Genomic DNA, 23,582 nt, shown 5'->3' with positions numbered 1-23,582 from the left:
GCGATCGTTAAGACTCTCCCTCAATGTCGGGAATCAAGGCCCCCGGACGGTTCGGCAGCACACGTTCATTACGAATGACCCGATTAACCCAACAGCAGCGGTCGTTCGCGATTGTGCAATCAATCTGAAAATAGCTGTGGCGATCCCCTCGTTCCTCATGCGCTGCCCCGCCTAGGCGGATCGACAGTCCACGTTGGGAAGCCCGCAAATCCGCTAGCAAAGATCTGGAGTCGAGAAGGATTTAGACGGCTCGGATCCCTCTGTTCTGACCGGTCAAACCCTTTGCAACATCCCTGAAACTCATGAAAACAATGAATCCCGATAATCGAGCGGTGACTTTCGTGACCGCTTTGCCAACACGAAGCGTTCACGCCTCTTCGGTGACGATTTTTGCGGCCATGTTCGCGGTTTGCGTCTTGGGGGGAGCCGGCACAGCGGAAGCCGATGTCCCGAACCCGTTACAACAGTTTGGCCGGATGGTCGGTGCAGGTTGGGGAGACGGGTACCATGCCTGCAAATGTTCAGGATTCCGTCCGCTCGCCGACCTGCCCCCGCGCCCCTACTGCTACGGAGATTGTGGCGCCCCCTGCAGTCACGCCACCGCAGGCCAGTGCAGCGATTGCCAAACGGGCGGAATCGGAGCTTGTGGCCAGGTCTGCGAAACCGGTTTGACACTGCGAGCCAACGCTTCCCAGCAATGCCGCCCCAAGGGACCGTCGCTGGGGACACGTTTCCGGCTAGGCATGTTCACGGACGTCTGCGAAACCGGTCTGGCGATCAAAGCTCCTGGCGTGCCCTTTGCAATGCCCACCCCTTGTGATCTTCCTCCGGTTCAACGTCCCATCGTCCCCCAGCTCGCGACGCCACTCCATTGCGACGCCACGTGTGATGTGAACCCCACGTTGTCACACCAGAGCCCCCACGGCGGCGGCTACCCCGCCCCAAGTTTGTCGCGACCGATGCAAAATATTCCGCAGCCTCCTACCTCACCTGCGGCGGCCGTGGAGATTCCGGCGGACTCCGCGATGAATCAAACACTGCCCCTTCAGAAGCAAACACCATCAAGCCTCCGAGACCCGGTACCGACATTGGCGTCGGAGCCGCGGATTGCAGTGACCGAACTGGGGCCGCCCCAAGCACAGCGAGCAAACCGACATCCGGTGCGGATCGCACAGGGCAACCACACATCAACGTTGCCCAAACGTGTCGAGGTGACCGATGCCATTCCGGCAGACTCGCAAGGGAGCGATTCCGCTACATTGAGTCTGGGCAAACAAAATCATCCAACAAGCGAAGACCGTCGGCCAAGCCGATTGCCCACGATCCGCTAAAATGCATTGGGATGAAGGCGGGATTTCATGCCCCGCATTTTCTTTCGCGTGACCATGGGGCACGCGGGCGCGTTCATCACTGAGGCGGCGCAGCCGATGCACCACTGCGTCGCCGTCGGAACGAGATTAACCCGACTAAGACGATGATCGTCATCAAATGGGCGAACCATTCTCCGTACTGTGTATAGACGGTGATTTCGTGGACCAGCGGAATCGACGCGACGATCACTCCGTTGGTTTGCGGAGGCAATCGCTCTGTGATCGAGCCGTCGGGCTGGATGATGCAGGAGATTCCGGTGGCCGCACATCGCACCAAGGCTCGACGGTTCTCGACCGCACGCAGCTGTGCCAACCACATATGTTGCTTGAGGGTTGTCGTGTCCGTAAAGCGAGATCCATTGATCAAAGCGACCAAACACTCCGCTCCCGCTCGAGTGGTGGCGGCCGAATTCTCGGCAACCATGTCCTCGTAACAAACTAACACGCCCACCTTCTGATCGCCTCGCAACGTCAGCGGGGCGTCGTTGGATCCGCGAAGCAGGGTGGAATCGAGCGCGGCCCAGTCACGCAAAAACGGAAACCACTTCTCCCCCGGAACGTACTCGCCAATCGGCAACAGGCTGCGTTTAACGTAGCGCGAACGAATCGACTTGCTCGAATCAATCAAAAATGCGGTGTTCCGATAAGGGCCGACGTCTCGGCCGCCCTCGTCATACGTTTTACCCCCGGCCAGTAATTCCGTTGGCACGCCGGGGTAGGGATCGAGAGCGGGATTCGGGGCCTCTGACTTCACGACCGTTTTAAACTCGTCCCGAAAATCTTCGAGTGAGATGTGATAGTGTCCCAAGGAAGACTCGGGCCAAATGTACAAGTCGATTGGCCCGGCCGCGGACGTTGACCGCGACTGCATCTCTTCGACGCTGCCCATCTTGCTAGGGTCGACCTGCACTGCGGCAATTCGCATCGAATCGGCTGATCCGCTTCGCTGCTGCCAATCGGTCACGCTCCAGTGCCCCCAGAGGCAAGCGATTGCAATCATCGTGGTGGCGATCAGAAACTCGATCCAATCGCGACGTGTATGATGATGCATCCACAGTTGTGCGATCGACACGACCCCCAGCATCACCAAGAACGCAATCCCCGAGGTACCCGCTAATTCTGCGACTTGGATGATTGGCCGGAACGATAGCGCAGTGTGTGCGATTGACCAGCCGAAAATCTGAGGATGGAAGAACTCAATCACGACCCACACGGGGACCAGCAACCATAACCAAGTTGAACGCGATGAAGTACAACTCTGGTCTGGAACAATGCTCTGGCCTGGAACACAGCCTCTCGAATCACACGGACGCGACAACAAGCTCGCCGTAAATCCGAGCAACGCGAAAGCGATCGATTCCCAGGCAAGCAACGCGAGGAAGACAAGGAATGACGTCGTTGCAGAGAGGTGGGTCGTGTCGTAAATCGACTTGGGCGCCCAATAGAACGCGATCCCGAGTGAGATCATCCCGATCATCAACGACGCGAAGGTCGCAACCCAGCGCCGAGCACGGGAGGCGAAAACAACCAACGCCACCCAGCCGAACGCACCCAGAAAAAAGAAATCCGGGTACACCCATGGAACCCCGATCACGATCGCAATCAGGACGCATGCGAGCGCCCCCATCATGGCATTGCTGGCTGCTGAACGTCTCTCGGCGCAAGCCGAACCGTGCGGTGATGTCGGAGGGTTGTCGATCAAGGTGCCTATCCCAAAGGTGATTTCTCACACTTGAGTATAGACAACAACACCCCTGCCGTGGGGCAGCCGCCCCGCTCCTCCGGCTATCGTGTCGACCGTCGCCATAAAAGCGAACGGGCAACCGGTTCATGCCCTGCAACGCCGCCGCGACGGGATCACGTGATCAGTGGTAAATCACCCTGTTCACCTTCCTCGATCTCGCGACGGATTTCTCGCAGTCCGTAGGCACACAATTCAAACTGCTCGCTCAATCGAAACAGCAAATCGCATGACGGGCGGTCCTCGCCGCCTTCGATCTCGGCGGCGATTGCGTAGGCTCGCTTGCCTTGTCGACAGTAGTCAATAAATCCATCGGGGGATTTCTCGGCTTTGATCTTACGTAAGCTTTCGGGGTACATTCCAGACCAGAACAAGGTGAAGTCACCGATATGCCGGTGCACCTCACGACGAGCGATTCCCACGCGTCGATCGGCTTCGACCACCATTTGGAAGACCTCCGTTGCGGGTTGTCCGTTGGGATGTCGAATCCGTTGGAGGGATTCGACCCGCACGAATCGAAGCAACATCTCGCTGAGATAGTCCACCAGCTGAACGTCAGCGACGCCGAGCTTGGACAGGAAGATACACTCGCTCAAACCTGCAAAGAAACGCTCAAGATTCGAGCGTCCCGCAGATGAGCTCTCGATAGGACCTGGCTCCATAAAATCCTCCGCGATAGATAGGGCGTCGGAAGGGGGGACGCGAAAGCTTCGCGACCTGTTTCATGCTTTAGTATAGTTAGAAGCCTGGGGTCAAGCGAGTTTTGCAACCCCCGCGCTCGTCTCACCGCGGTGGGTTCGCGTGGCGGTCCCCCCCCAAGCGTTGCGCCGCGACGCTGGATCCAACACGCCGCGATCCCCCCTGTGTCGCTCGATCGTTACCCACGAAGGCGGCCTCCCGATCACGGCAATGGCTTCACCGTGATTTGGCGAAAAAAAAACGGCCGGCGGATTGCTCCGTCGGCCGTTCTATTAGAAAGCGTTGATCTTACGATCGGATGACCTAGTACATGTCGTGATCGCCGCCGTGGCCGCCTGACTTTTTAGCAGTCGGCTTCTCGGCTACCAACGCGTCGCTTGTCAGCAGCAACGTTGCCACGCTGGCTGCGTTGCCAAGTGCAGTACGAGTGACCTTAGTGGGGTCAATAACGCCGGCTTTAACGAGGTCTTCGTAGGTGTCGGTAAGCGCGTTATAGCCTTCGTTGTTCTTCATGCCGATCACCTTCTCGCAAACGATCCCGCCGTCTTGGCCAGCGTTTTCGGAGATCATGGTGATGGGGGCGCGGCAAGCGCGAAGCACGATGTTGTAGCCGACGATCTGATCATCGTTCAAATCGTCACCAGGCTTGACCTTGCTCGATGCGCGAAGCAGTGCGACGCCACCACCGGGAAGGATTCCTTCTTCAACCGCAGCGCGAGTGGCGTGAAGGGCGTCTTCGACGCGAGCCTTCTTTTCCTTCATTTCGCTTTCGGTCGCAGCACCGACGTTGACCTTTGCAACACCGCCAGCCAACTTTGCCAAACGCTCTTCGAGCTTTTCTTTGTCGTAATCGCTGGTGCTTAACTCGATCTCGCGACGGATTTGGTCGATGCGAGCCTTGATGTCCGAGCTCTTTCCGCCACCTTCGATGATGGTGGTGTTGTCTTTGTCGATGATGACCTTCTTGGCACGGCCGAGCTGTGGCAAGTCGACGCTTTCGAGCTTGACGCCCAATGCTTCGAAGATGGCTTGGCCACCGGTCAAAATTGCAATGTCTTCCATCATCGCTTTGCGGCGATCGCCGTAGCCAGGAGCCTTCACAGCAGCAACTGCGAAGGTGCCACGCAGACGGTTGATGACCAACGTCGCCAAGGCTTCGCCGTCAACGTCTTCGGCGATGATCAACAAAGGCTTGCCTTGTTGAACGACCTTTTCCAACATCGGAACCATGTCCTTGATGTTGCTGATCTTCTTTTCGTAAACCAAGACGTAAGCGTCTTCGAGAACGGTTTCCATCGTGGTCGAATCGGTCACGAAGTAAGGCGACAAGTAGCCGCGATCGAACTGCATCCCTTCGACCCACTCTTGTTCGGTGTGAAGGCTCTTGCCTTCGTCGACGGTGATGACTCCGTCCTTACCGACTTTGCTCATCGCATCGGCCAGCAAGTTGCCGATTTCTCGGTCGTTGTTGGCCGCGATGGTGGCAACGTTTGCCATCGCTTCTTGATCTTTGACCTTGGTGGCCATCGAGTGCAGTTTTTCGGTCAAGTCCGTAACGGCTCGCTCGATCCCCGATTTGAGTTGCACGGGGTTCACCCCTGCAACGACCGCCTTGAGGCCTTCGTTGAAGATCGCTTCGGCCATCACGGTTGCCGTGGTGGTACCGTCGCCAGCAACGTCACTGGTGCGGCTGGCGACTTCGCGAACCATTTGAGCGCCCATGTTTTCATAGACGTCTTCAAGTTCGATTTCCTTGGCGACGGTGACACCGTCTTTGGTGACCGTGGGGCTACCGAAGCTCTTTTGCAAGATAACGTTGCGGCCCTTGGGGCCGAGGGTGACCTTCACGGTGCGAGCCAGTTTGGTGACACCGCGGCGGATGGCTTCGCGGGCTTCCTGGTCGTAAGCGATAATCTTTGGCATGGGAGATATTGTTCCAGTTTTCGAGGGTTTGTTTTGTTTTTAGGGTGCTCGCTGCGTCAAACAACGAGCACGTCGCGCCGAGTGGGCAACCGAGACGGAAGCGGAGGTGGATCGAATCACACCTCGACTGCCATCAACGTGGCTGACTACTCGATCACTGCCAACACGTCATCTTCACGCATCAGCAAGTATTCAACGCCATCGACTTCAATGTTCTCGCCAGCGTAGCTGCTGAAAAGGACCTTCTCGTTAGGCTTCAATTGGCAAGCGGCGCGGGACCCATCGTCGAGCAATTTGCCGTTACCGACAGCCACGACGGTGCCGCGAGCTGGTTTTTCTTGAGCGGAATCGGGCAGCACGATACCGCCAGCGGTCATTTGCTCGCTCTCTTCACGTTGAATCACGATACGTTCGCCGAGAGGTTGCAAGCGAATCTTCGAGTTCTTCTTGGTGGCAGTCGCCATCTCCGTGACACCTTTCGTCTATCAGGACAAAAATTTGAGTTGTTATTTAGGCAAACCCTAGCCATGCGTCAAAACGAATGGATGCACAAATGGCAGGGAGCCACGACTTGCCACTGGCTGAGTGCAAGCGGCGTGCCGACGACATTTTTTTTATTGCAAGTCGTGCACCAGAAACAACTTAAATTATTTCAGGCCGCTGGGGTGCGTTCGGAACAATCCAGAATGGCAGACTGACAGGGGGAGTGAGGCGATGGGACTCGGGGGCATCAGCGGACGCGTCAGCCGATTCTCGCCATTGCCCCCGCTTCGATTACACGCTTCGATTGCCCACGCCTTGTTCGACCGCTTGTTCGACCGCGTCCTGTTTCTAGCGACTCCTGTTCTACCGCGTGAACCTGGCCGTGGCGCGGTGGTCTCAATAGGAACTCCTCGCTCTTGCCCCAATCTGGCTCGGGTTGCCCCCGCAGCCCCGGCTATCACAAATCTCCTAAACCGCACCAAACGTCCGTTTTTGAATCAATTGAAAGAAACATGAATCTGAGATCCCAACAGCCGTTGACGCTCAGCCGATAGGAAAGTAAATTCCCAGCAACACAGACGGTGGGTGTAGCTCAGTTGGTTAGAGCGTTGGATTGTGATTCCAAATGTCGGGGGTTCGAGTCCCCTCACTCACCCTGTTTTTCTCTTCGCGATGTCGCGGCAATACACTCCGTTTCCGAGTGGCCGACATTCGCAGGTCAGCCTCCCCAGCTAATAGGTGAGAGGCGTCCGCCCGCTAAGTTTGCACGGCACCCGCGACGCATGTCGGCGGCGCGCCCAACCGTGGGATAAGATCGTCCAACGGTGGTATCAGCAAGGACTAACTGAAACCACGGTTGCACTGCGATCGCTCTCAAGGCGTCCATCGCAGGGTCTGGGATCGAAACTGCCATTTGCATCGCAAGTCGAACGCGACATTGCCCAAGGAAGGTCGTCTTGCGTGGAAACGATCCTGGACGGCGACAAACGCTAAAGAGTAGTGCAGCTTGCGTTGGAGCGGGAAAGGTTGGGGACGCAGCGCATTCACCATAACTTTCCGTTCTCGATTGGAACGACGTTTTGAAAAAGCAAGCCTATCCGATTCTGGTTCTGCTGATGGTGATGTGGCTGGTCCGCATTGTCGATTCCATCGTTCCTTTGGACTTGAACCAGTTCGGGCTTTTACCACGAACGCTGCGTGGTTTAGCTGGGATCGGCTTGATGCCGTTTTTGCATACCGGTTTTACTCACTTGATTGCCAACAGCGTCCCGTTGGCAATATTGATGGGACTAACCGTTGCTTCGCGACACCGGGCCTGGCCAACGATCGTCGCAATCATCATCGGAAATGGAGCCTTGTTGTGGCTCTTTGGACGTAGCGCCTATCACGTCGGGGCAAGCGGATTGGTGTTTGGCTTGATCGCCTACTTGATCACCGTCGGCATTCGCGAAAAGCAGTTCACCTCGCTCGCCATCGCCTTGCTCGTTGGCGTTCTTTTCGGTGTCACTCTTGTGAGCGGAGTCCTACCGCGTTGGAACTCCGTCGTATCCTGGGACGGCCATCTGTTTGGCGCCATCAGCGGCATGATCGTCGGCATCGGAACCTCACGATCGCGATCCCTCTAAGTTTACCGCTCACGATACTGCATGGCCCCCAAGCTCGCGCATCGTGGACCGCCAACCCCGTTGGCAGCACATCCAGCGGCTCACCACTTCAACGATTCGAAATTCGAGCTTTTTGATCAATTACCTAATAGTTACGTGATTGCCGTTTTTTTCAGAAAATCCCAACCTGTCGGACTACGGAAAAAAAACTCCATCCAAGATTCGAAGCCTAAGCTTCATCCCTCAGTCCTCAATTCGCGTTTCATCTCGGGCGAATGCCGATGCCGGTTCGTCATACTCTTGGATCGAATCGATGGGAACGCATTCTGCATCAATATCTTTATCCTTAAAAACCTGGAATGCATCCTCAGTAGCCTGGTCCGAATCGGCACCAGCGTAAACGCCCCCTACTCGAACATCATCAGGAACCTTGATGGCGTCTGCTAAGCCGGGTGCCGTGATCAAGGCGCCACGCTCTCGAAGCGTACGAATTGTCCATCCCCAAGCCTTAATGCCGTTGGCCACCGCATCCGAATCTTTAATTTGCATCGACCGACACAGGCGAATCGTTTTTCAACAAGGAGTAGGTCATGCCGTAGCACCAGAGGGGGTTTGCCGCTAAACTCGGTTGGCTCGGGGGAATCGGCAACCCGCCGCCACTTGCCCTTCCCCTTCGGTGATCGCACTTTTCGAGTTTTTTTCAATCCAGTGCCTTTGAATCTAGACTTCCTCGCGATGCAAAAACTTGAAGTTGCATCATTGCCGTTTCTCCAGGAAATCATAACTCGACACGTTAGACAGCGCCCCAAACAAAATCGATTACCTTTGCTCATGCGGGGAGTTAGGAATAAGAACGCAACTTTAAAATGCGAAAGATAGTATTTTTTGAACGACAGCGACAAAGTCGGGATACCGCTCCGTTCCCCCAACTTCGATTTCGTGAGCAAGATCGAGCCCCTGTTGGGCGAATTGGGCGCACGTGCAGAGCGGTATTCGCTGGACAATCCGAACACCGCGATGATGAAAATCCGCCAATTGGGCGAGCTGCAGCTTCCTTACGAGCAACGAGTCAAACAGGCGATCTCTAAGATCGTGGCCAGTCGTACCTGGACCGATCCCCAACGAAAATGGCTCAAGCGGATTGGCAAACAACTCGAGCGAGAAGTCGTTGTCGATCACCAAACCGTTGACAGCGGCCAGTTCGGAGCGCAGGGCGGCTATCAACGATTAAACAGCATATTCAACGGTGAACTCGATGAGCTATTGCATCAGATCGCCGAGGAGATTTGGGATGTGGTCGCGTGATGTTTTAGAAGCTTTGGTTTACGTCATGGCCAGCGATTGAAAGGATGAAATGGATACAACTTTAAAACCCAATCCCAAATACGAGGTGCGGTCTAACGTGGCCGGATCAAGTGTCAAATACGACTGTTTGCATTGCGGGGTTCGATTGACCTCCTCACTCATGGAGGCGGGTAACTACGACCATTGTCCCGACTGTCAAACTCCCATGGTTGTTCCCGGCGAAAAGGAAAAGGTTGTCGAGGCCCAGAAGCAACTGATTGAACAGAAGAAGCGAGAAGCCGCGGCGCAGCGGAAACGAGAAGGCGCTAACGAAGCCTTGGCCCAAAAGCTTGCGGACGAAGCTCGACGTGCTCGTGACTTGCAACTCGACCGCGATCCGCTGCGTGAATGGATCATTTACTCTGTTGTTATCGGGCTGCTGCTCGTGTTCGCAGCTGGACGCCACTTGTTCAATGCCATTGTGACGGACACCAGCGGATTGTGCGTGGTCATTTTTGCATTGTTTATTTTCGGAGTGGTGCTGAACTTCCGTGCGGTGAAAGGCCTACGCAGCGAATTTGTCTGTGCGGCATTCCTTGTCAAAAAGCTGAAATCGCCCCGAGGATTCGGAGAGATCGTCAAGGCTCCTCCGGCCGGTGTCTTTCATCAACACATCCAAGACCTCGTGCGAATTGCCAGACATGACCCTAACGTGTCGCAAGACAGTTTGATGACGTTGCTGTACAGCAAAATGATGGCCCGAGCCAAGATCGTCGATACGCTTTCCGGTGTCCTCGTCTCACTCGGGTTGATTGGAACCATTGTCGGTTTGATCGTGATGACCAATGGGCTCAGCGGAACGCTTGATTCATTGGGCGAATCGGGAGACGCATCCCATTTGATGTCCGGCATGCGGGAAACGATGGCGGGACTTGGCACCGCGTTTTATACAACGTTGGTAGGAGCGATCTTGGGCAGCATCGTACTTCGAGTGCTGAACAATGTGTATGCATCCAACGTTGACCACTTTGTTTCCTACATCGCTTCACTCACCGAAGTCCGTATCACCCCGCGATTACGCAAGAACGCGAGAGACAATCTACAGGAGGTCGTAGCCGGTGAAATCGTTGAATGATCGCTATTCGGAGAGCCATGGCAATACGCACGAAACATTTGCGGATTTGGTGTTCTGCGCACTCGTAGTACTCGTTCTGTTCGTGATGATGCTGGCGATCGAAGTCAGCCAACGCGTTCGCGCCGACCTAGCCAAGATCGAAGAGGTCAAACCGGTCGAGGTCGTCAAAGTCGACGAAGTCGAGTTTCTAAGCGCCGAGGAAGTTGCCGAACTGTCCGAACGTTTACAAAAGCAGCAAACCGAAATGAAGCAACAGCGTGAAAACATGCTTCGTCAACAACAGGAGATTGTCGAACTTCGCAGACAAATTACCGAGCAAGAATCGACCGTAAAAAAACAGATGGCGGCGATGCAGGGCGAACAACGATTCACGGGCCTGACTCAACCTGCAAGTATTGGAATTGCATACGACTATGGGGCCGAGAAATACTATTTCATCCCTTCCAAGGATGTTGATCACGCAGACACTCGTGTCTCCGGAGAGTCAACAGTTGAATACATCAAACGCAAAACAGAAGAACTCGTGCAGATCGCGTTCCGGGCTAGGAAGCAACGTGGCTACACAACACGAGAGATGATTCAGATTTTCAGTGCCTTTTCTCAATACCAGGAAATCGAGCCTACAGATTCGGGGTACGACGTTCAGACGTCCAAACTGGGGATCAGCTATCACGTGATGCTCTGTGGCTTTATTGCCGGCGATACGGAAGTTTCGGACGCGACGGAAAAGTTAATTATTGAAAGGATTCTGCAGATCTACGACAACGGAGGACCGGAAAGCGATTCGATGTACCCTCGCTGCCAAATCATCGTCGATCCCTCAACACAGACCGTTAAGCTAAACGACATCGAACTTTCCCCTCGTGATTTGCGTGACGTGCTACTTGCATTCAGTGGACGGGGTGCGATGTTGGACTTCGAGGGATACGATGGTCCAGTGCCGCAATGGCTCAACGAAGAAGTACTCACCCCAACAGGTTATATCGGTAAGACACCGAAATTGCCGGGGAACTGATTCGCCCCCGAATGCCCCCAGGAATCACGAGAAGGATTTTGCTTAGGTGACCACGACTCAAGACATTGTTGCTAAACTCTGGAATCTGTGCCACGTCCTGAGGGACGATGGTATCACGAATACGTCACCGAGCTGACCTATCTGTTGTTCTTGAAGATGATGAAGGAGACGAATCAAGAATTTCAGCTTCCCAAGGGTTACCGTTGGAGCGATCTGGAATCTCAAGAAGGCATCGATCAATTGGCCTTCTATCGCGCCATGCTAGTCCATCTTGGTAACGAAGCCTCGGGCCGCATCCAGGCGATCTTTCGCAATGCCAATACCTCGATCACTCAGCCCAAGAATCAAGCCAAGCGAGTTAGTACCGAAAGATCCAAGTAACGAGCCCGCATCCGAACTGCTCGCCCGCATCCGCGCCGCTCGCAACGGGGACGAAGCCAAAACGAGACGTAAAAAGAACCCCAAACCGGTGTGACATCATGAATGAGCTTCGTGGACTTTCGGTGCGGCAACCTTTTGCCTGGGCGATTTGCTCGAACCTAAAAACGATCGAAAATCGCACCTGGACTACCGATCGCCGGGGTACGATCGCGATTCATGCCTCGACCAGCCCGCAGTATGTGAACGAACTGCGCCGCGAACTCAATCCTGGAGAACTGAGCAAAGACTATTTCACCTATGGCGCGGTCATTGGCTTGGTTGATATCGAGGATATCACCTCGTATGGACGGCAACACGAGGCCGATCCGTTCGCTTCGGGGCCCTACTGCTGGCGCGTTTCCAACGGACGTTTTCTAAAACAGCCGATCGCAATGAAAGGTAAATTGAATCTGTTCAAAATGCCGACGCCGCTGCAGCGCCAAATCCTCGCCGCAGAAACGTATGAGCTTAATGTCACGCAAGACGCGACGGCTGCGATTTTGGCTGACGTGATGAACGGCGATCCCGATCCGGTGGGCAACTACCTGGCCTTGTTTGACGAATGTTTGCATACGCGAAATCACATGGAAGCCACCAAAGTCGCCGTCGATCGCTTGATGGAATTAGCCCCCAACCATCCCGATGCCCTGGTGGCCAAAGCCTGCGCCGAGCTCGACGATACTCCTGAAGCCGCTTGCCCAATAGCTCAACGAGCGGTGGAGATCGATCCGGATTTTGCTTTCGGTTGGATCGTGCTTGCATTCGCTTACAAAAAGTGCGGGAAGTGGCCAGAGGCGTTGGCGGCGGCAAGTCGCTCCTTGCAACTCGAAGACGATAACAGCAGCATGCTTGAGGTAATTGCCGAGGCACATTGGCAACTAGGAAACCCAGAGGATGCGCAAGCGACTTGCGAACGAGCACTGCGGCAAGAACCCGAAAGTAATAGTGCGAAACAATTGCTGCAAACGATCAAAGCCGGTCGCTGATGTTAGAAAAGATGCACACTCCACCTCCACCTCCACCTCCGCCAGCAAAAAAACTACAGACGTTCGAGATCGATCAAGTCCATATGAGGAAGCCAGTGGCTAGCGGCAATACGATATCAGCTGTGCTGTAAGAATAAGGAAAAATGTTGTGGGACAAAAAAACAGATTGAGAAAAATCCATGCAAGATCCTGAGCGAGGAGAATTTTCAATCGTTCACATCAGCGCCGACCAGTCGGAAGACCTTGAGCAATTAGGCACGAAACCGAAGTTTTGGTTCAGGCATAATGAGCAGCGAACCTTGTTCAAAGCTGAGAATCGCGGTACGGGGGAAGATTGGGCGGAGATGATCGCCGGCGAAATTTGTGATGCGATTGGACTACCTCATGTGAGCTATCAGCTAGCTCACGAAACACAGAAAGATTTGCCTGGGGTGATCTGCGTGAACCTTGCCGCCAAGCCGCTGACACTGGTCTTAGGAAACCAATTGATGTTAGAGGCCGACTCGACCTATCCCGCGAACACAGAACAAAATTATGGTGTCCGAGAGCATACGGTTGGCGCGGTCGCTGAAGTGGTAGAGAAGTTGGCCCCTCCTCCGTCGGATTCGTGTTGGCAACCGACTCACAAATGTCACACTGCGGTGGATGTCTTTGTAGGCTACGTATTGCTCGATACGTTGATTGCCAATCAAGACCGCCATCACCAGAATTGGGGGGCTTTGCGGCATGAGACAACTTGGCTGGCGCCCACCTTTGATCATGGGGCTGGTTTAGCACGGAACGAACCTGACGAGAAACGAGCTCGTCGCCTACGATCCGCGAACCGGCGCGTTGAGATGTCTGCATTTGCGAGACGTGCCGCATCGGGGTTTTACGGATCCGTTTCGGACCGTAAGACCCTGCGAAGCTTGGCCTGCTTTCATGCCTGGCAAGCAATTCGACCAATCGCCGCGGGGCATTGGCTAGAGCATTTAGAAAGGATCTCAAGGCAAGATTTCGAGCGAATCATCGATCGAGTTCCTGCATCGAGGATGACACCGCTGGCAAAAGAATTTACCCTGGAACTATTATTGATCAATCAAGATCGTCTACTTCATCCTGGATCATCGCACCCTTGAACCCTACTGAGTCACTATTCGTCGCTTGGCACACGGAAAAACCGATGCCTCATTGGGGACCGGTGGGGCGTTTGGACGCGTTTCGTGAGCGGTCGGGCCAAACATCCTATCGTTTTTGTTACACACAGGGTGCCAAATCCACCGAGGGGTTTCGCCCTTTTGACGGGATGCCCGATTTGGAGGCCGTCTACCATTCCGCCGAATTATTCCCGATGTTGGTCAACCGATTACTTCCTAAGTCGCGTCCTGAGTACGCCGACTTTTTGCGCTGGAATGGTTTTGATCCCGCCGATCCTCCAGAACCATTGCTGCTGCTGCAACGCAGTGAAGGAATCAAGAAAACCGACGCCATTGAAGTCTTTCCCTGCCCAGTTCCAGACAACCAGGGGTGTTACCTTAACTATTTCTTCGTTCATGGGATGCGTTTCCACCTAGCGACGGACGAGGCAAATGCAGTGGTAGCTCAGCTGCATGCAGGGGACCGCTTGCACCTCCGTTGTGAGCCCTCCAATCCGGTCGACCCGATGGCAGTGGCGATCGATGCAGGCAAAACTCCGATTGGCTATGCCCCTCGTTATCTTGCCCATGACCTGACTCGATTACTGCGGGAATGCCCCAGCGGTTCAGTCAATCTGTTTGTGCAACGGCTCAATCCCAATGCACCGTTCCAGCAACGCCTTCTGTGTCGACTCCATGGTTGCTGGCCTGCTGATTTCAAGCCTTGTTCTGGCCCCGAATTTTCGGCGATTCCTAAACTGGCAAACGCTTGATCGCCAGATCCACCTGAATGTCGATGCCCTTTATTTCCGTGTTCCGTATGCTATCCCGCAATACGGAGCCACGCTTCACTCGGCATCAGCTTGGTAGGCGCCCGCGGAATACGTCAGTTCATAGCTGTGCGAATAGATCTCGATCAAGTTTCCGAAGGGATCTTCACAGTAAACCATCCGGTACGGCTTTTCTCCGGGATAGTACTCGCGAACGGGCATGCGTTGTTTACCTCCGTTCTCAACGATTCGTTTTGCCAGTCCCTCCACGTCCGGATCCTGGACACAGAAGTGAAACACGCCGGTTTTCCAGTATTCAAAATTGTTCTCTCGCTTTTCGGCGTTTTCAAACTCGAACAACTCGACGCCGATTCGATCCCCGGTGGCCAAGTGAGCAATCTTGAATCGCCCCCAGCCTTTGCCGAAGACGTCATTGCACATCACGCCAATCGCGGAGTCATCGGAGACCACTTCGGTGGCAGGCATGATGACGTACCACCCCAACGTTTTGGTGTAGAAGTCGACGGCCTGGTCCAGGTCCGTCACAGAAATGCCAATGTGAGAAAAGGTTCGTGGAAATGTCATGATCGCCCTTTCAGCGGAGTTTGCGAAATCAGTGCCCCCCAATCCTACTCACCTAACGCTGTACCAAGAACGGGGAGGTTTCCAGCACTACCTCATGTTAACGCTTGGGCGGGCGGTCCGCTAAGTTGAGCATCGCGGGTCGCCTCTACCCATTATTCAACGAGCGTCCCGTTGGTAGACTCCACTCCGGTGCCATATCTCTTGTCTCCCTTCACGGCGACCTCGGCAATCCGCTGTGTTGGACGCTCAACCGCCGTTCCTGCAAAGGTTCCCATGCACAGTTTAGCCAGCATTGAGATCCACCGGCCGATCGACGAGGTCTTCGATTACACCAACGACAAGGTTGCCGAATGGAGCCGAACCGTCGTCGAAAGCACGGTCATCGATGATCAAAAGGGTCTCGGCACGATCTTCCGCTGTGTCACCGAGGAGCGGGGACGCCGCATGGACTTCCAAGGCGTCGTCACGCGTTGGGAACCACCGACATTATCGGCGATCCGATTGACGGGGAAGTTATTCGACATCGAGGCCGAGTACCGCTTCGAAGATTGCAATGGCCGCACCCGCGTGACTCAAGAATCAACGGTGAACGGCAAGGGGGTCCTCAAGCTGATGTTCTTCTTGTTCGGTTGGTTGATGAACGAGCAAGGCTGTGATGCCGCTCGCAAGGAGCTCGAGAGTTTAAAGCGAAAGCTTGAAGCCGCCGCCGGACACGCCGCGAGCTGAATTCCAGTGCGGATTGTCACGAACAATATTGGCAGGATGCGAAGGGACCGCGAGTGAGGAGTGAAAAACCCTGGAACAGAAAAAAGGTCTTCAAACACGGGAGCTTTAGCGTTCCAAGACAAGCTCGTCGTTCATCGATTTTTGCAACCCTTGTAGTTGGGCAAACAACCTGTCGACGGTCGCTTGCATTGACGCGTCGCCCGCTAAATCGTGCTTCTCGTCGGGATCCGCTTGCACGTCGTATAGACGCACGACCTTGGCTTTGGGATAGACGATGAGTTTATACTTCTCGGTGCGAATGCTCCGCTGCAGGTCGAGGTAGCAACCGTAAATTGCGGCATTCTCGCTGTCCGCCCCATTGAGCATCGGTAGCAACGAATGGAACTCAACGTATTCAGGTTTCTCGGTTGCGGCGAGCTCCAGCGTCGTTGGCATCACGTCTTGCAAGTAAATCGGTTGCTCAATTTTCGCGTTCGCTTTCACTCCAGGCCCCACGGCGATGAACGGCACACGGAGGCTATGGTCGTACATATTTTGTTTTCCGAACAATCCATGCTGCCCCACTGCCAAGCCATGATCGGCGGTAAAGAAGATCCAAGTGTTATCAGCTTTGCCGGATGCCTCCACCGCCTTCAAGATCCTGCCAATCTGTTCGTCCATGTGGGTGATCAATGCGTAGTACTCGCCGCGATGCACCTGGACGGCGTGTTTGCTGCGTGGGAATGGAGCGAGCCGCTCGTCACGCAACCTTTTGCCACAACCGATCGCATCGGCGTACGGATACAGGGGCAGGAAATTCGCTGGCACTGCGATCGATTCGCTGGGATAACGGTCGACGTACGATTGCGGCGATTGACGTGGATCGTGCGGGGCGTTGAACGCCAAATACATGAAGAACGGATCGGCTTGAGCGGCGGCATCGCGCAGGAAGTCTTCGGCATGGTTAGCTACCACCTCACTCCAATGAGTGCCACCTTGCCAATAGCCGCCTCGCTTCGGATCCGACGGTGACCAGGGATCCGTGCCATCAGCGGCGGGGCGGCTGTATCCGGCTGCGGAATCTTTGGGCATGCCGGGGCGGATGTCGCGAGCGACGTCAAACGCCTTTTCCGCACTGGCGGTACAGTGCCATTTGCCGGTCATGTAGGTTCGATAACCCGCGGACTTCAGCAACTCGCTCCACCAACGACCGGCGTTCCGTTCGTGTTCGGACGTTTTGTAGATCGCGTTCGCATTCCAAATGTAACGTCCCGAATTCAGCATCGTTCGGCTGGCCACGCACACCGCACCACTCCACGATCCCATGTTGTAGGCGTGCGTAAACGTCGTCCCTCGCCGCGCCAACCGGTCGAGGTTGGGCGTCTCGATTTCCGAATTCCCTAGACTGGCAATCGTGTTGTAACTCATGTCATCGGCGAAGATGAAGACGATGTTCGGCTGTTTCGTCGCCGGCGTCTCTGCACTCGAATTCTCGGCGGCTGCGGCAACGCTTACCAACCATAGTGCCGTGCCGAGAACGAAAACGGTGATCGGGTGAGTGAACATCTTGACCATTCTGAACGGGGGAACCAGGACGCTCGGCAACGGACCAGCGCGTGATTTTCATCGGGAGTCGTGATCACGATGCCGCAGAAGGGGCGAGATTCCAATTTTAGACTTCGTGGCCTAGCCCAGGCTGCCAAGCATCAACGGTCCAGTGTACAGTATCGCGTTGGAATCGGTTTGAGACGCTTTGCCCACCGACGTAATTTCGCAACGAGGCAAGCACGATTCGAGCCTTTCGGTTAAATACCCCGAAGGGGATGCGAGCGATGTCGAGCCGACGCGTGGTCTCTCGCTGACGCGCTCGGTTTGTCATTCCCATCCCTCTTTTAGCGAACCATTTCTCAACGAAGGACACGATTTTCAGCGAAGGACGGAATCCGCAGGCCGCTCGTCGGGCAACCTCGTTGGTAAGGCGAAAAAGAGGGGTTGCCCCCCGAAGTAGTGGACACACTTTCGGCACGTTCCAGCAGTGGGGGGCCAGCAGAGGGGGAAGGTTGGCCTATTCATTTAGACTTTTAGAGCCGTCGCCGGAGAACGGCGGAGGTCCACTGGTTCGCCCGCTTGTTTAGCACCGAAGCCCTGTGATAACCAAGAAAAGGGCTCATCCAGAGGTTCAACCGTTACTGATTTACGCGTAAACTAATGGAGTAGAGCCATAACGCCCAACGCGGAGGAGCGCATCATCTTAATGATTTAACCGACATGTCGTCGTGGTTCCGTTGTGAACCCATTAACGTGGTATCCAGTCTATTCACCGTGCTGGCTGCCACCCCGAAAAGCATTACGCGACACGAAAGGTGACGAATGAACGGATATGCTGCGTTTAGCGACGACTTTTACTTAAACATGATTCTGACGACGGAGATGGAACTGCCCAAAGGCCGGGAATCGATTCTCCACTTTTTTGAGCAGGTCCGCCGCCGTTATCCGAAGATGCAGAACTTCTACGGGCGTGAAAAAAACGAATTTGTCTTAGAAGAGGAAAAAGAAGCAGGGGCGTATCGCTGGGTTTCGACCGAACTGAAACGAGTCAACTCGGGTGTCGTCAATCCGGACTCCAACGAAGCGATCGACGATTTACATCGTACCGTTTTGGAGCTGATTCCGTATGAGTTGTCGGCCAGTCCGCTCGATTGCGAATCGCTGAGCGTGATGTTCGGATTTGATTTCGCCTACCGCGGCAATCACAACGACATTCTCTCGGAAGTGGTCGGGGTGGCTCCTGGTTTGCAAGGATTCATGAACATGCCGTACGGCAAGGTGCTTTCGCATGAACCGGCGATCCAATTTTCGCTCGATGAAGAGTGCCGCACCCAGTGCCGGATCAGCTTTGAATCGCGTACGAATGCCTACCAAGTGCGAACCGGTGATTTTAGCGAAGAACCGATTAGCGTTTATTTGACCGTTCGCCGTTACGATAGCCTCGGTCCCGACGAAACGTACGTCCATGAGTACGATCGGCTTGTCGCGCTGGGACGCGATCTGATTGACGAATACTTGGTCGGCAGCGTCTTGAAGCCACTGCAAGACGCGATCTCATTGCGATAGAGCGCATGCTCATTGCGATCGACAACGATCATTGCAATACAGGGTTCGTCCGCGCAACAACCATCCATTCCCCGCCTTTCTCGGCGGGGGATGGCCGTGGGTGAGTTCTGCTTCTCACGAGATCGGGATCGGCGGCGACGACGAACCACGGCAACCGTACTGGCGTGATTCCGATCGTGCCCGTTTCCCATCGGCCCCTGGAACCATCGGACCTGAACCATCGACCTTGGAAATCGAGAAGCAGCCAATCGCTACTCTCCCGCACGTTCTCGATAGTACCGCTTGACAGATGTCGAGCTAGAGCCCCACGCGTCGTTTCGGGGCCGCTTTTCTCAACCTGGGACGCTGCCTTTGTTTTCACGTTGGGCGATTTTCTTAAGCCCACGCGTGTTTCTACCGCTGGCTTTCTACGGCTGGCGCGTCCGCAAGGGATGATCACGCAGGACTCGGGCTCTCGATAACGCTGCGGGTGATGATTTTCGGCGAAAAAGGGGGGTGCGAAGCTACGGACGCGTATGAAGCCACCGTGATGTCGTGTTTCGATTCGCTACCTCGGCGGCGGTGAATTCGATTAGGTTGCCTTGACGGTGATTGCCAACGCGCGGGTCAAGCGACGGTAAAACGTGGCCAATCACCCAATAGGGTCTCCCAAAAGGAACGCGACGCTCGACCTCGATCAACGGGGCTCACCCCAGATCCTGCTGGCGAACGCTAAACGGGTGGATTAGAATCACCTCTCGTCTTTCTGCCTATTCTTCGCAGTTGACCTGTTTTGCTTTCCGAGTTTCAAAAATCGATCTGAGATTATCTGCCATGAGTCGTCGAATCACGCGAAGAAACGTCCAACGTCGGCAGCTGAGTGCCGAATTGCTTGAAGATCGACGATTGCTCGCGGTCGTCGACTTATTGCCCGCTTTGGGCGGGGCGACCGAAGAGAACGGGACCACGATCGTGACCGCCAGCGGCGGATCGACGGTTCGATTCGAAGCGACGTTGACGTCGGCCGAGCAGGCGGTCCGTGGTTACCAATTGAACTTCGCCAATAGTGCCAATTCATTGGTGATCGATGAATTTCTGCAGTCCGAAGCGTTCCCTGAATTCATTGACGCGATGATCAACCGCGAGCAGGGTGATTCGATTGTCTCTAGTTCGGCCGAGACCGCGATCAGTGCTCCCCCGACGCGCAGTCTTGGCACATTTGATGTCATGGTTCCGCTCGTCGCTGGGGATTACCGCTTGACGATCAATTCGGCTGGAGTGGCTCAGGATCATCGAACGCTAGTGGTCGATGCCGAGGCCAATTCGCTTCCGATTACCGATTACGGCGACGTGATCCTGAGGGTCTCCGATGCGAGCGAGACGGTGGTCACGATGACAACCGAGATGCAGTCTCAGCTCGAAGACGCAGGCACGGTGAGCGTGAACGTGTCGCTATCACAAGTTTCTAACGAAGATGTGATCGTTCCCTTCACGTTGTCCGGAACCGCGACGGAAGGGACCGATTTCACCGTTTTGAGCAGCCCGTTGACGATACCTGCGGGCAGCATGTCCGCGGATATTGAGTTCACATTAATCGATGACCTCGCCGCGGAGTCGGCCGAGACGATTGTCGTAACCCTCTCGACACCGATCGGCGCTCGACTGGGGGCCGACGTGGTTCACACCCTGCACATCGTTGACAACGACGATGGGACTCCCACTGCGGTGCTCTCTTTAGAATCCCCAACGGTCCAAGAGAACGCGGGCACCGTGAATATGACGGTGACCCTTTCTTCGGCCAGTGAATTCGATGTCACGATTCCCTATACCGTATCGGGGAGTGCGACGCGCGATACCGACTTTGTGATCACGCCAGATATGATCATGATCCCGTCGGGGCAAACCACGGCCACGCTAGAGATCGCGGTGACCGATGATTTTCAGTTAGAGAACAACGAAACGGTGATCGTCAGACTTGACCCACCGACCAACGCAAAGCTCGGTTCGCCCAACCGTCAAGTGTTAACGATCATCGACAATGACCAGACACCTCCGCCGACGGTCAGCTTCCGCACCGCGGCATTGACGGTGGGGGAAAGCGTCGGTTCGGTATCCTTGGACGTTTTTCTCTCGGCGGCCAGCGACGCGCCAATCACGGTTCCGCTGACGGTTAGCGGGACGGCTACGCCGAACACCGATTTCACGATTTCCCCGAATCAGATCACATTTGCCGCCGGACAAATTTCGGCCAGCATCATTGTCAACGTGATTGATGACACCGCCATCGAAGGCAACGAAACCGTCATCGTGACCCTGGGCACACCGACGGGAGCACTCTTGGGAGAAATCCCCACGAAGACGTTGACGATCAGTGATGACGACAAGGCACCACCCCCGAAAATCAACATCGTCAACTCGGCGATCCGCGTCGAAGAAGGCAACAAAGTCGTGATCGTGACGGTCAGTTTGTCGGAGCCGACGGAGACCTTTGTCGAAGTCCCTTTCACGATCACCGGGACGGCCACCACGCTCAAAGACTATGCCAGTTTGACGGACCGTGTCGGCTTCGCGGCAGGCCAGGTCTTGCGGAGTTTTAAACTCCATATTTTTGAAGACAACTTAGCCGAAGAGGAAGAAACGATGATCGTGACCCTCGGCACGCCCAATTTGGGTGAACTGGGGGACGTGACATCGACCACGATCACGATCGTTGACAATGATCTCGTAGGCGACTATCCGAAAGTTAGCTTCAGCACCTCACAAATGATGGTGTCCGAGTCAAATCCTCTCGTCTGGGTCACCGCAACCCTGAGCATTTTGGCACCCGAAGTGATCAAGGTACCGATCACGGTCACCAGCACCGCGACCGATGGCAGCGATTATGTGCTCAGCCAGCGGATGTTGGTCTTCGAACGCGGATCGAGCACAGCCGCATTGCCGATCGAGATTGTCAACGACGATCAGATTGAACCGACCGAGAACATCGTGTTGACGATTTTGCCTCCTGAGGGATTGAATCTCGGGGAGAATCCAACTCAAACCATTTCGATTTTTGACAACGATTCGCCACTGCCAAATCAGCCATCGGTCGGTTTCTCAACCACGGCACAATCGGTAAACGAAGATGACGGGACAATCTCAGTTGCTGTCGTTTTGACATCCCCGAGTGATCACGATGTGTTGATTCCTTTTGTCGCGACGGGGACCGCACGCAATGGTCACGACTTTACGATCAGCGCGAGTCCGTTGTTGATCGCCGCCGGTCGAACCTCGGGGACGATCGTGGTCAATGTGATTGACGACAAAGCCGTAGACCCCGACGAAACGGTAAGCATCACCCTGCAGACTCCGACTGGCGCAACACTGGGCGACTCCATCACTCACACGATCACGATCGTCGATTCCGATTCCCCGCTGCCATCCAAGCCAACCGTCAACTTGACCGAAGTCACCCGGACGGTTTCCGAAGGGGACGGGGCGATCACCGTGAGCGTGAAGTTGTCCAAGCCGAGTGAGGACGTGGTGTTGGTGCCGTTTCGAGTGTATGGATCCGCGATACAGGGTAGCGATTTCACCATCGCTTCGAATGCGTTCACGATTGCCCCCGGCGAAACGACCGCCAGCGTCACGATCAATTTGATTGACGATACGATTTTCGAGGGGGTTGAAACGGTGACCGTTTCTCTGGATCGACCGACCGGTGCGAAGCTCGGATCGAGCAGCACATTCACCGGCACGATCTTAGACAACGACGCCGATCAAGGCGACACGATCGTGCGCAACCCAATGGACCGCGCGAACGTGATTGTGGCCAGCAGCCGATCGACGGCCGTGTTGTTCTCCGCGACCGAGAATACCGAGTTGTTAGTCGGCTTTGTGGAAACGGCATCGGCCACGACACGGGTCAGGTTGTATGACGGCGACATGAACCAAATCGCAAGCGAGGCGGCGGGCTTGCTGAGGGCTTCGTTGACGGCGGACGCCTCGTACGCACTGATCTTCGAAGCTTCGCCGGTGGACCAAACAATCTTTGTTCGTTCATCGGCAGGGGCGAATACGTTGAGCGGGGCTAGCATCAATAACTTGGTCGAGCCGACCGATGTCGACGGTAGCGGCGAGACGACCACGCTCGATGCCTTGAGAGTCGTCAACCAACTTTCACGCCAAGCCGATGGCGAAAGTGTCGTCGCGGGCGGACTCTATTACGATGTCAATGCGGATGGGCGAGTCAGTGCTCTCGATGCATTGCAGGTCATCAACTATCTCTCACGAAACGCCGCGAACCGTGCACAAGAGGAGTTGCCGGGGGTCGTTCTTTCCAACATCAACCTCGGATCGGATTCCCCTAGGGAACCTCAGGCGATCCCTGTGTTGGAAACGAAATCGCCGTCCCATTCCGGTGCAGAGGGCGAGGCATTGGCACCCCAAAGCGAAGGGGCGCTACCCGAACTTCGTGAAACAAAGGAATCGCAGATCGACGCCGTGATCGCGGACATCCACGATGCGTTGCAGCTTCTCGACTGAGCTAGCCGGGGGCGCACGGCGATCGCCATCGATCGCCGTGATTTTCACCGGCGTCTTGGTCTCACCCGATGTTGAGATCATGACGCCGATCATGGCGACGGTTGAAACCACCGGCGGACGGACGAAAGAC

The 23,582-nt window shown here is 55.2% G+C and carries 19 protein-coding genes and 1 tRNA gene; 13 read left to right on the top strand and 7 right to left on the bottom strand.

The annotated features are described in order from the left end of the window. The first annotated feature begins 311 nt into the window (after positions 1–311). Positions 312–1,331, top strand: coding sequence for a hypothetical protein (locus Pla52o_RS06445; RefSeq protein WP_197169047.1), 1,020 nt, complete (start codon positions 312–314; stop codon positions 1,329–1,331). A 76-nt stretch (positions 1,332–1,407) separates the two neighbouring features. Here Pla52o_RS06445 and lnt read toward each other — a convergent pair whose 3' ends face one another. The 4 genes from lnt to Pla52o_RS06425 all read right to left on the bottom strand — a co-directional run bounded on the left by lnt (position 1,408) and on the right by Pla52o_RS06425 (position 6,197). Continuing rightward, positions 1,408–3,072: an apolipoprotein N-acyltransferase gene (gene lnt / locus Pla52o_RS06440; protein ID WP_146593779.1), complete on the bottom strand. Its 1,665-nt coding sequence runs from the start codon at positions 3,070–3,072 to the stop codon at positions 1,408–1,410. A 155-nt stretch (positions 3,073–3,227) separates the two neighbouring features. Then, a complete protein-coding gene (locus tag Pla52o_RS06435) occupies positions 3,228–3,773 on the bottom strand; it encodes a hypothetical protein (protein WP_146593778.1) in 546 nt (181 codons plus the stop codon). A 340-nt stretch (positions 3,774–4,113) separates the two neighbouring features. Beyond that, entirely contained in the window at positions 4,114–5,733 is a 1,620-nt protein-coding gene (gene groL / locus Pla52o_RS06430) for a chaperonin GroEL (protein ID WP_146593777.1), read from the bottom strand. 146 nt (positions 5,734–5,879) lie between these two features. Continuing rightward, positions 5,880–6,197 carry a co-chaperone GroES gene (locus tag Pla52o_RS06425; RefSeq protein ID WP_197169046.1) on the bottom strand — a complete coding sequence of 106 codons (318 nt, stop codon included), beginning with the start codon at positions 6,195–6,197 and terminating at the stop codon, positions 5,880–5,882. A 600-nt stretch (positions 6,198–6,797) separates the two neighbouring features. Between Pla52o_RS06425 and Pla52o_RS06420 the strand changes: the two genes are divergently transcribed. Continuing rightward, positions 6,798–6,871, top strand: a tRNA-His gene (locus tag Pla52o_RS06420). Positions 6,872–7,295: 424 nt separating this feature from the next. Continuing rightward, on the top strand, positions 7,296–7,841 hold the full coding sequence (locus Pla52o_RS06415) for a rhomboid family intramembrane serine protease (protein WP_231612139.1): 546 nt from the start codon (positions 7,296–7,298) through the stop codon (positions 7,839–7,841). A gap of 222 nt (positions 7,842–8,063) precedes the next feature. Here the strand turns inward: Pla52o_RS06415 and Pla52o_RS06410 are convergent, their stop codons facing one another. Next, positions 8,064–8,369 (bottom strand): hypothetical protein, encoded by a 306-nt coding sequence (locus tag Pla52o_RS06410; protein WP_146593776.1) that lies wholly within the window; start codon positions 8,367–8,369, stop codon positions 8,064–8,066. 390 nt (positions 8,370–8,759) lie between these two features. Here Pla52o_RS06410 and Pla52o_RS06405 point away from each other — a divergent pair, with 390 nt between their 5' ends. From Pla52o_RS06405 to Pla52o_RS06375, 7 genes are all read left to right on the top strand, one after another. Beyond that, the gene (locus Pla52o_RS06405; protein ID WP_146593775.1) at positions 8,760–9,125 is read left to right on the top strand and encodes a type I restriction-modification enzyme R subunit C-terminal domain-containing protein; all 366 of its coding nucleotides are present in this window, start codon (positions 8,760–8,762) and stop codon (positions 9,123–9,125) included. 49 nt (positions 9,126–9,174) lie between these two features. Then, positions 9,175–10,239: a MotA/TolQ/ExbB proton channel family protein gene (locus Pla52o_RS06400; RefSeq protein WP_146593774.1), complete on the top strand. Its 1,065-nt coding sequence runs from the start codon at positions 9,175–9,177 to the stop codon at positions 10,237–10,239. Then, positions 10,223–11,254, top strand: coding sequence for a hypothetical protein (locus tag Pla52o_RS06395; protein ID WP_146593773.1), 1,032 nt, complete (start codon positions 10,223–10,225; stop codon positions 11,252–11,254). The genes Pla52o_RS06400 and Pla52o_RS06395 overlap by 17 nt, the downstream gene beginning before the upstream one ends. Before the next feature lie 87 nt (positions 11,255–11,341). Further along, entirely contained in the window at positions 11,342–11,635 is a 294-nt protein-coding gene (locus Pla52o_RS06390; RefSeq protein ID WP_197169045.1) for a hypothetical protein, read from the top strand. 98 nt (positions 11,636–11,733) lie between these two features. Further along, a complete protein-coding gene (locus tag Pla52o_RS06385) occupies positions 11,734–12,660 on the top strand; it encodes a tetratricopeptide repeat protein (RefSeq protein WP_146593772.1) in 927 nt (308 codons plus the stop codon). Positions 12,661–12,839: 179 nt separating this feature from the next. Then, positions 12,840–13,778 (top strand): phosphatidylinositol kinase, encoded by a 939-nt coding sequence (locus Pla52o_RS06380; RefSeq protein ID WP_146593771.1) that lies wholly within the window; start codon positions 12,840–12,842, stop codon positions 13,776–13,778. Positions 13,779–13,822: 44 nt separating this feature from the next. Continuing rightward, positions 13,823–14,548, top strand: coding sequence for an HIRAN domain-containing protein (locus tag Pla52o_RS06375; RefSeq protein ID WP_146593770.1), 726 nt, complete (start codon positions 13,823–13,825; stop codon positions 14,546–14,548). A gap of 75 nt (positions 14,549–14,623) precedes the next feature. Here the strand turns inward: Pla52o_RS06375 and Pla52o_RS06370 are convergent, their stop codons facing one another. Next, on the bottom strand, positions 14,624–15,130 hold the full coding sequence (locus Pla52o_RS06370; protein WP_146593769.1) for a lactoylglutathione lyase family protein: 507 nt from the start codon (positions 15,128–15,130) through the stop codon (positions 14,624–14,626). A gap of 171 nt (positions 15,131–15,301) precedes the next feature. On the opposite strand from Pla52o_RS06370, the gene Pla52o_RS06365 reads away from it, so the two are divergent. Beyond that, the gene (locus Pla52o_RS06365) at positions 15,302–15,856 is read left to right on the top strand and encodes an SRPBCC family protein (RefSeq protein WP_146593768.1); all 555 of its coding nucleotides are present in this window, start codon (positions 15,302–15,304) and stop codon (positions 15,854–15,856) included. Positions 15,857–15,961: 105 nt separating this feature from the next. On the opposite strand, the gene Pla52o_RS06360 is transcribed toward Pla52o_RS06365, so the two are convergent. Then, positions 15,962–17,401 carry a sulfatase-like hydrolase/transferase gene (locus Pla52o_RS06360; RefSeq protein ID WP_146593767.1) on the bottom strand — a complete coding sequence of 480 codons (1,440 nt, stop codon included), beginning with the start codon at positions 17,399–17,401 and terminating at the stop codon, positions 15,962–15,964. A gap of 804 nt (positions 17,402–18,205) precedes the next feature. Between Pla52o_RS06360 and Pla52o_RS06355 the strand changes: the two genes are divergently transcribed. Together Pla52o_RS06355 and Pla52o_RS06350 are read left to right on the top strand one after the other, a co-directional pair. Next, complete coding sequence (locus Pla52o_RS06355) at positions 18,206–18,949, top strand: hypothetical protein (protein WP_146593766.1); 744 nt, start codon at positions 18,206–18,208, stop codon at positions 18,947–18,949. Between the two features lie 813 nt (positions 18,950–19,762). Further along, the gene (locus Pla52o_RS06350) at positions 19,763–23,452 is read left to right on the top strand and encodes a Calx-beta domain-containing protein (RefSeq protein WP_146593765.1); all 3,690 of its coding nucleotides are present in this window, start codon (positions 19,763–19,765) and stop codon (positions 23,450–23,452) included. Positions 23,453–23,582: the final 130 nt, after the last annotated feature.

It is taken from the genome of Novipirellula galeiformis (genome assembly GCF_007860095.1).
GTDB lineage: Bacteria > Planctomycetota > Planctomycetia > Pirellulales > Pirellulaceae > Novipirellula > Novipirellula galeiformis.
Note: the sequence above shows the minus strand (reverse complement) of the source record. Positions and strands in the feature narration are given on the sequence as shown.

What these genes read in the sequence shown, in the direction of transcription:
- Pla52o_RS06445 (WP_197169047.1), top strand. Translation starts at nt 312, where the DNA reads ATGAATCCCGATAATCGAGCGGTGACTTTCGTGACCGCTTTGCCAACA.
- Pla52o_RS06435 (WP_146593778.1), bottom strand. Translation starts at nt 3,773, where the DNA reads ATGGAGCCAGGTCCTATCGAGAGCTCATCTGCGGGACGCTCGAATCTT.
- groL (WP_146593777.1), bottom strand. Translation starts at nt 5,733, where the DNA reads ATGCCAAAGATTATCGCTTACGACCAGGAAGCCCGCGAAGCCATCCGC.
- Pla52o_RS06425 (WP_197169046.1), bottom strand. Translation starts at nt 6,197, where the DNA reads ATGGCGACTGCCACCAAGAAGAACTCGAAGATTCGCTTGCAACCTCTC.
- Pla52o_RS06410 (WP_146593776.1), bottom strand. Translation starts at nt 8,369, where the DNA reads ATGCAAATTAAAGATTCGGATGCGGTGGCCAACGGCATTAAGGCTTGG.
- Pla52o_RS06400 (WP_146593774.1), top strand. Translation starts at nt 9,175, where the DNA reads ATGGATACAACTTTAAAACCCAATCCCAAATACGAGGTGCGGTCTAAC.
- Pla52o_RS06385 (WP_146593772.1), top strand. Translation starts at nt 11,734, where the DNA reads ATGAATGAGCTTCGTGGACTTTCGGTGCGGCAACCTTTTGCCTGGGCG.
- Pla52o_RS06380 (WP_146593771.1), top strand. Translation starts at nt 12,840, where the DNA reads ATGCAAGATCCTGAGCGAGGAGAATTTTCAATCGTTCACATCAGCGCC.
- Pla52o_RS06375 (WP_146593770.1), top strand. Translation starts at nt 13,823, where the DNA reads ATGCCTCATTGGGGACCGGTGGGGCGTTTGGACGCGTTTCGTGAGCGG.
- Pla52o_RS06370 (WP_146593769.1), bottom strand. Translation starts at nt 15,130, where the DNA reads ATGACATTTCCACGAACCTTTTCTCACATTGGCATTTCTGTGACGGAC.
- Pla52o_RS06360 (WP_146593767.1), bottom strand. Translation starts at nt 17,401, where the DNA reads ATGTTCACTCACCCGATCACCGTTTTCGTTCTCGGCACGGCACTATGG.
- Pla52o_RS06355 (WP_146593766.1), top strand. Translation starts at nt 18,206, where the DNA reads ATGAACGGATATGCTGCGTTTAGCGACGACTTTTACTTAAACATGATT.
- Pla52o_RS06350 (WP_146593765.1), top strand. Translation starts at nt 19,763, where the DNA reads ATGAGTCGTCGAATCACGCGAAGAAACGTCCAACGTCGGCAGCTGAGT.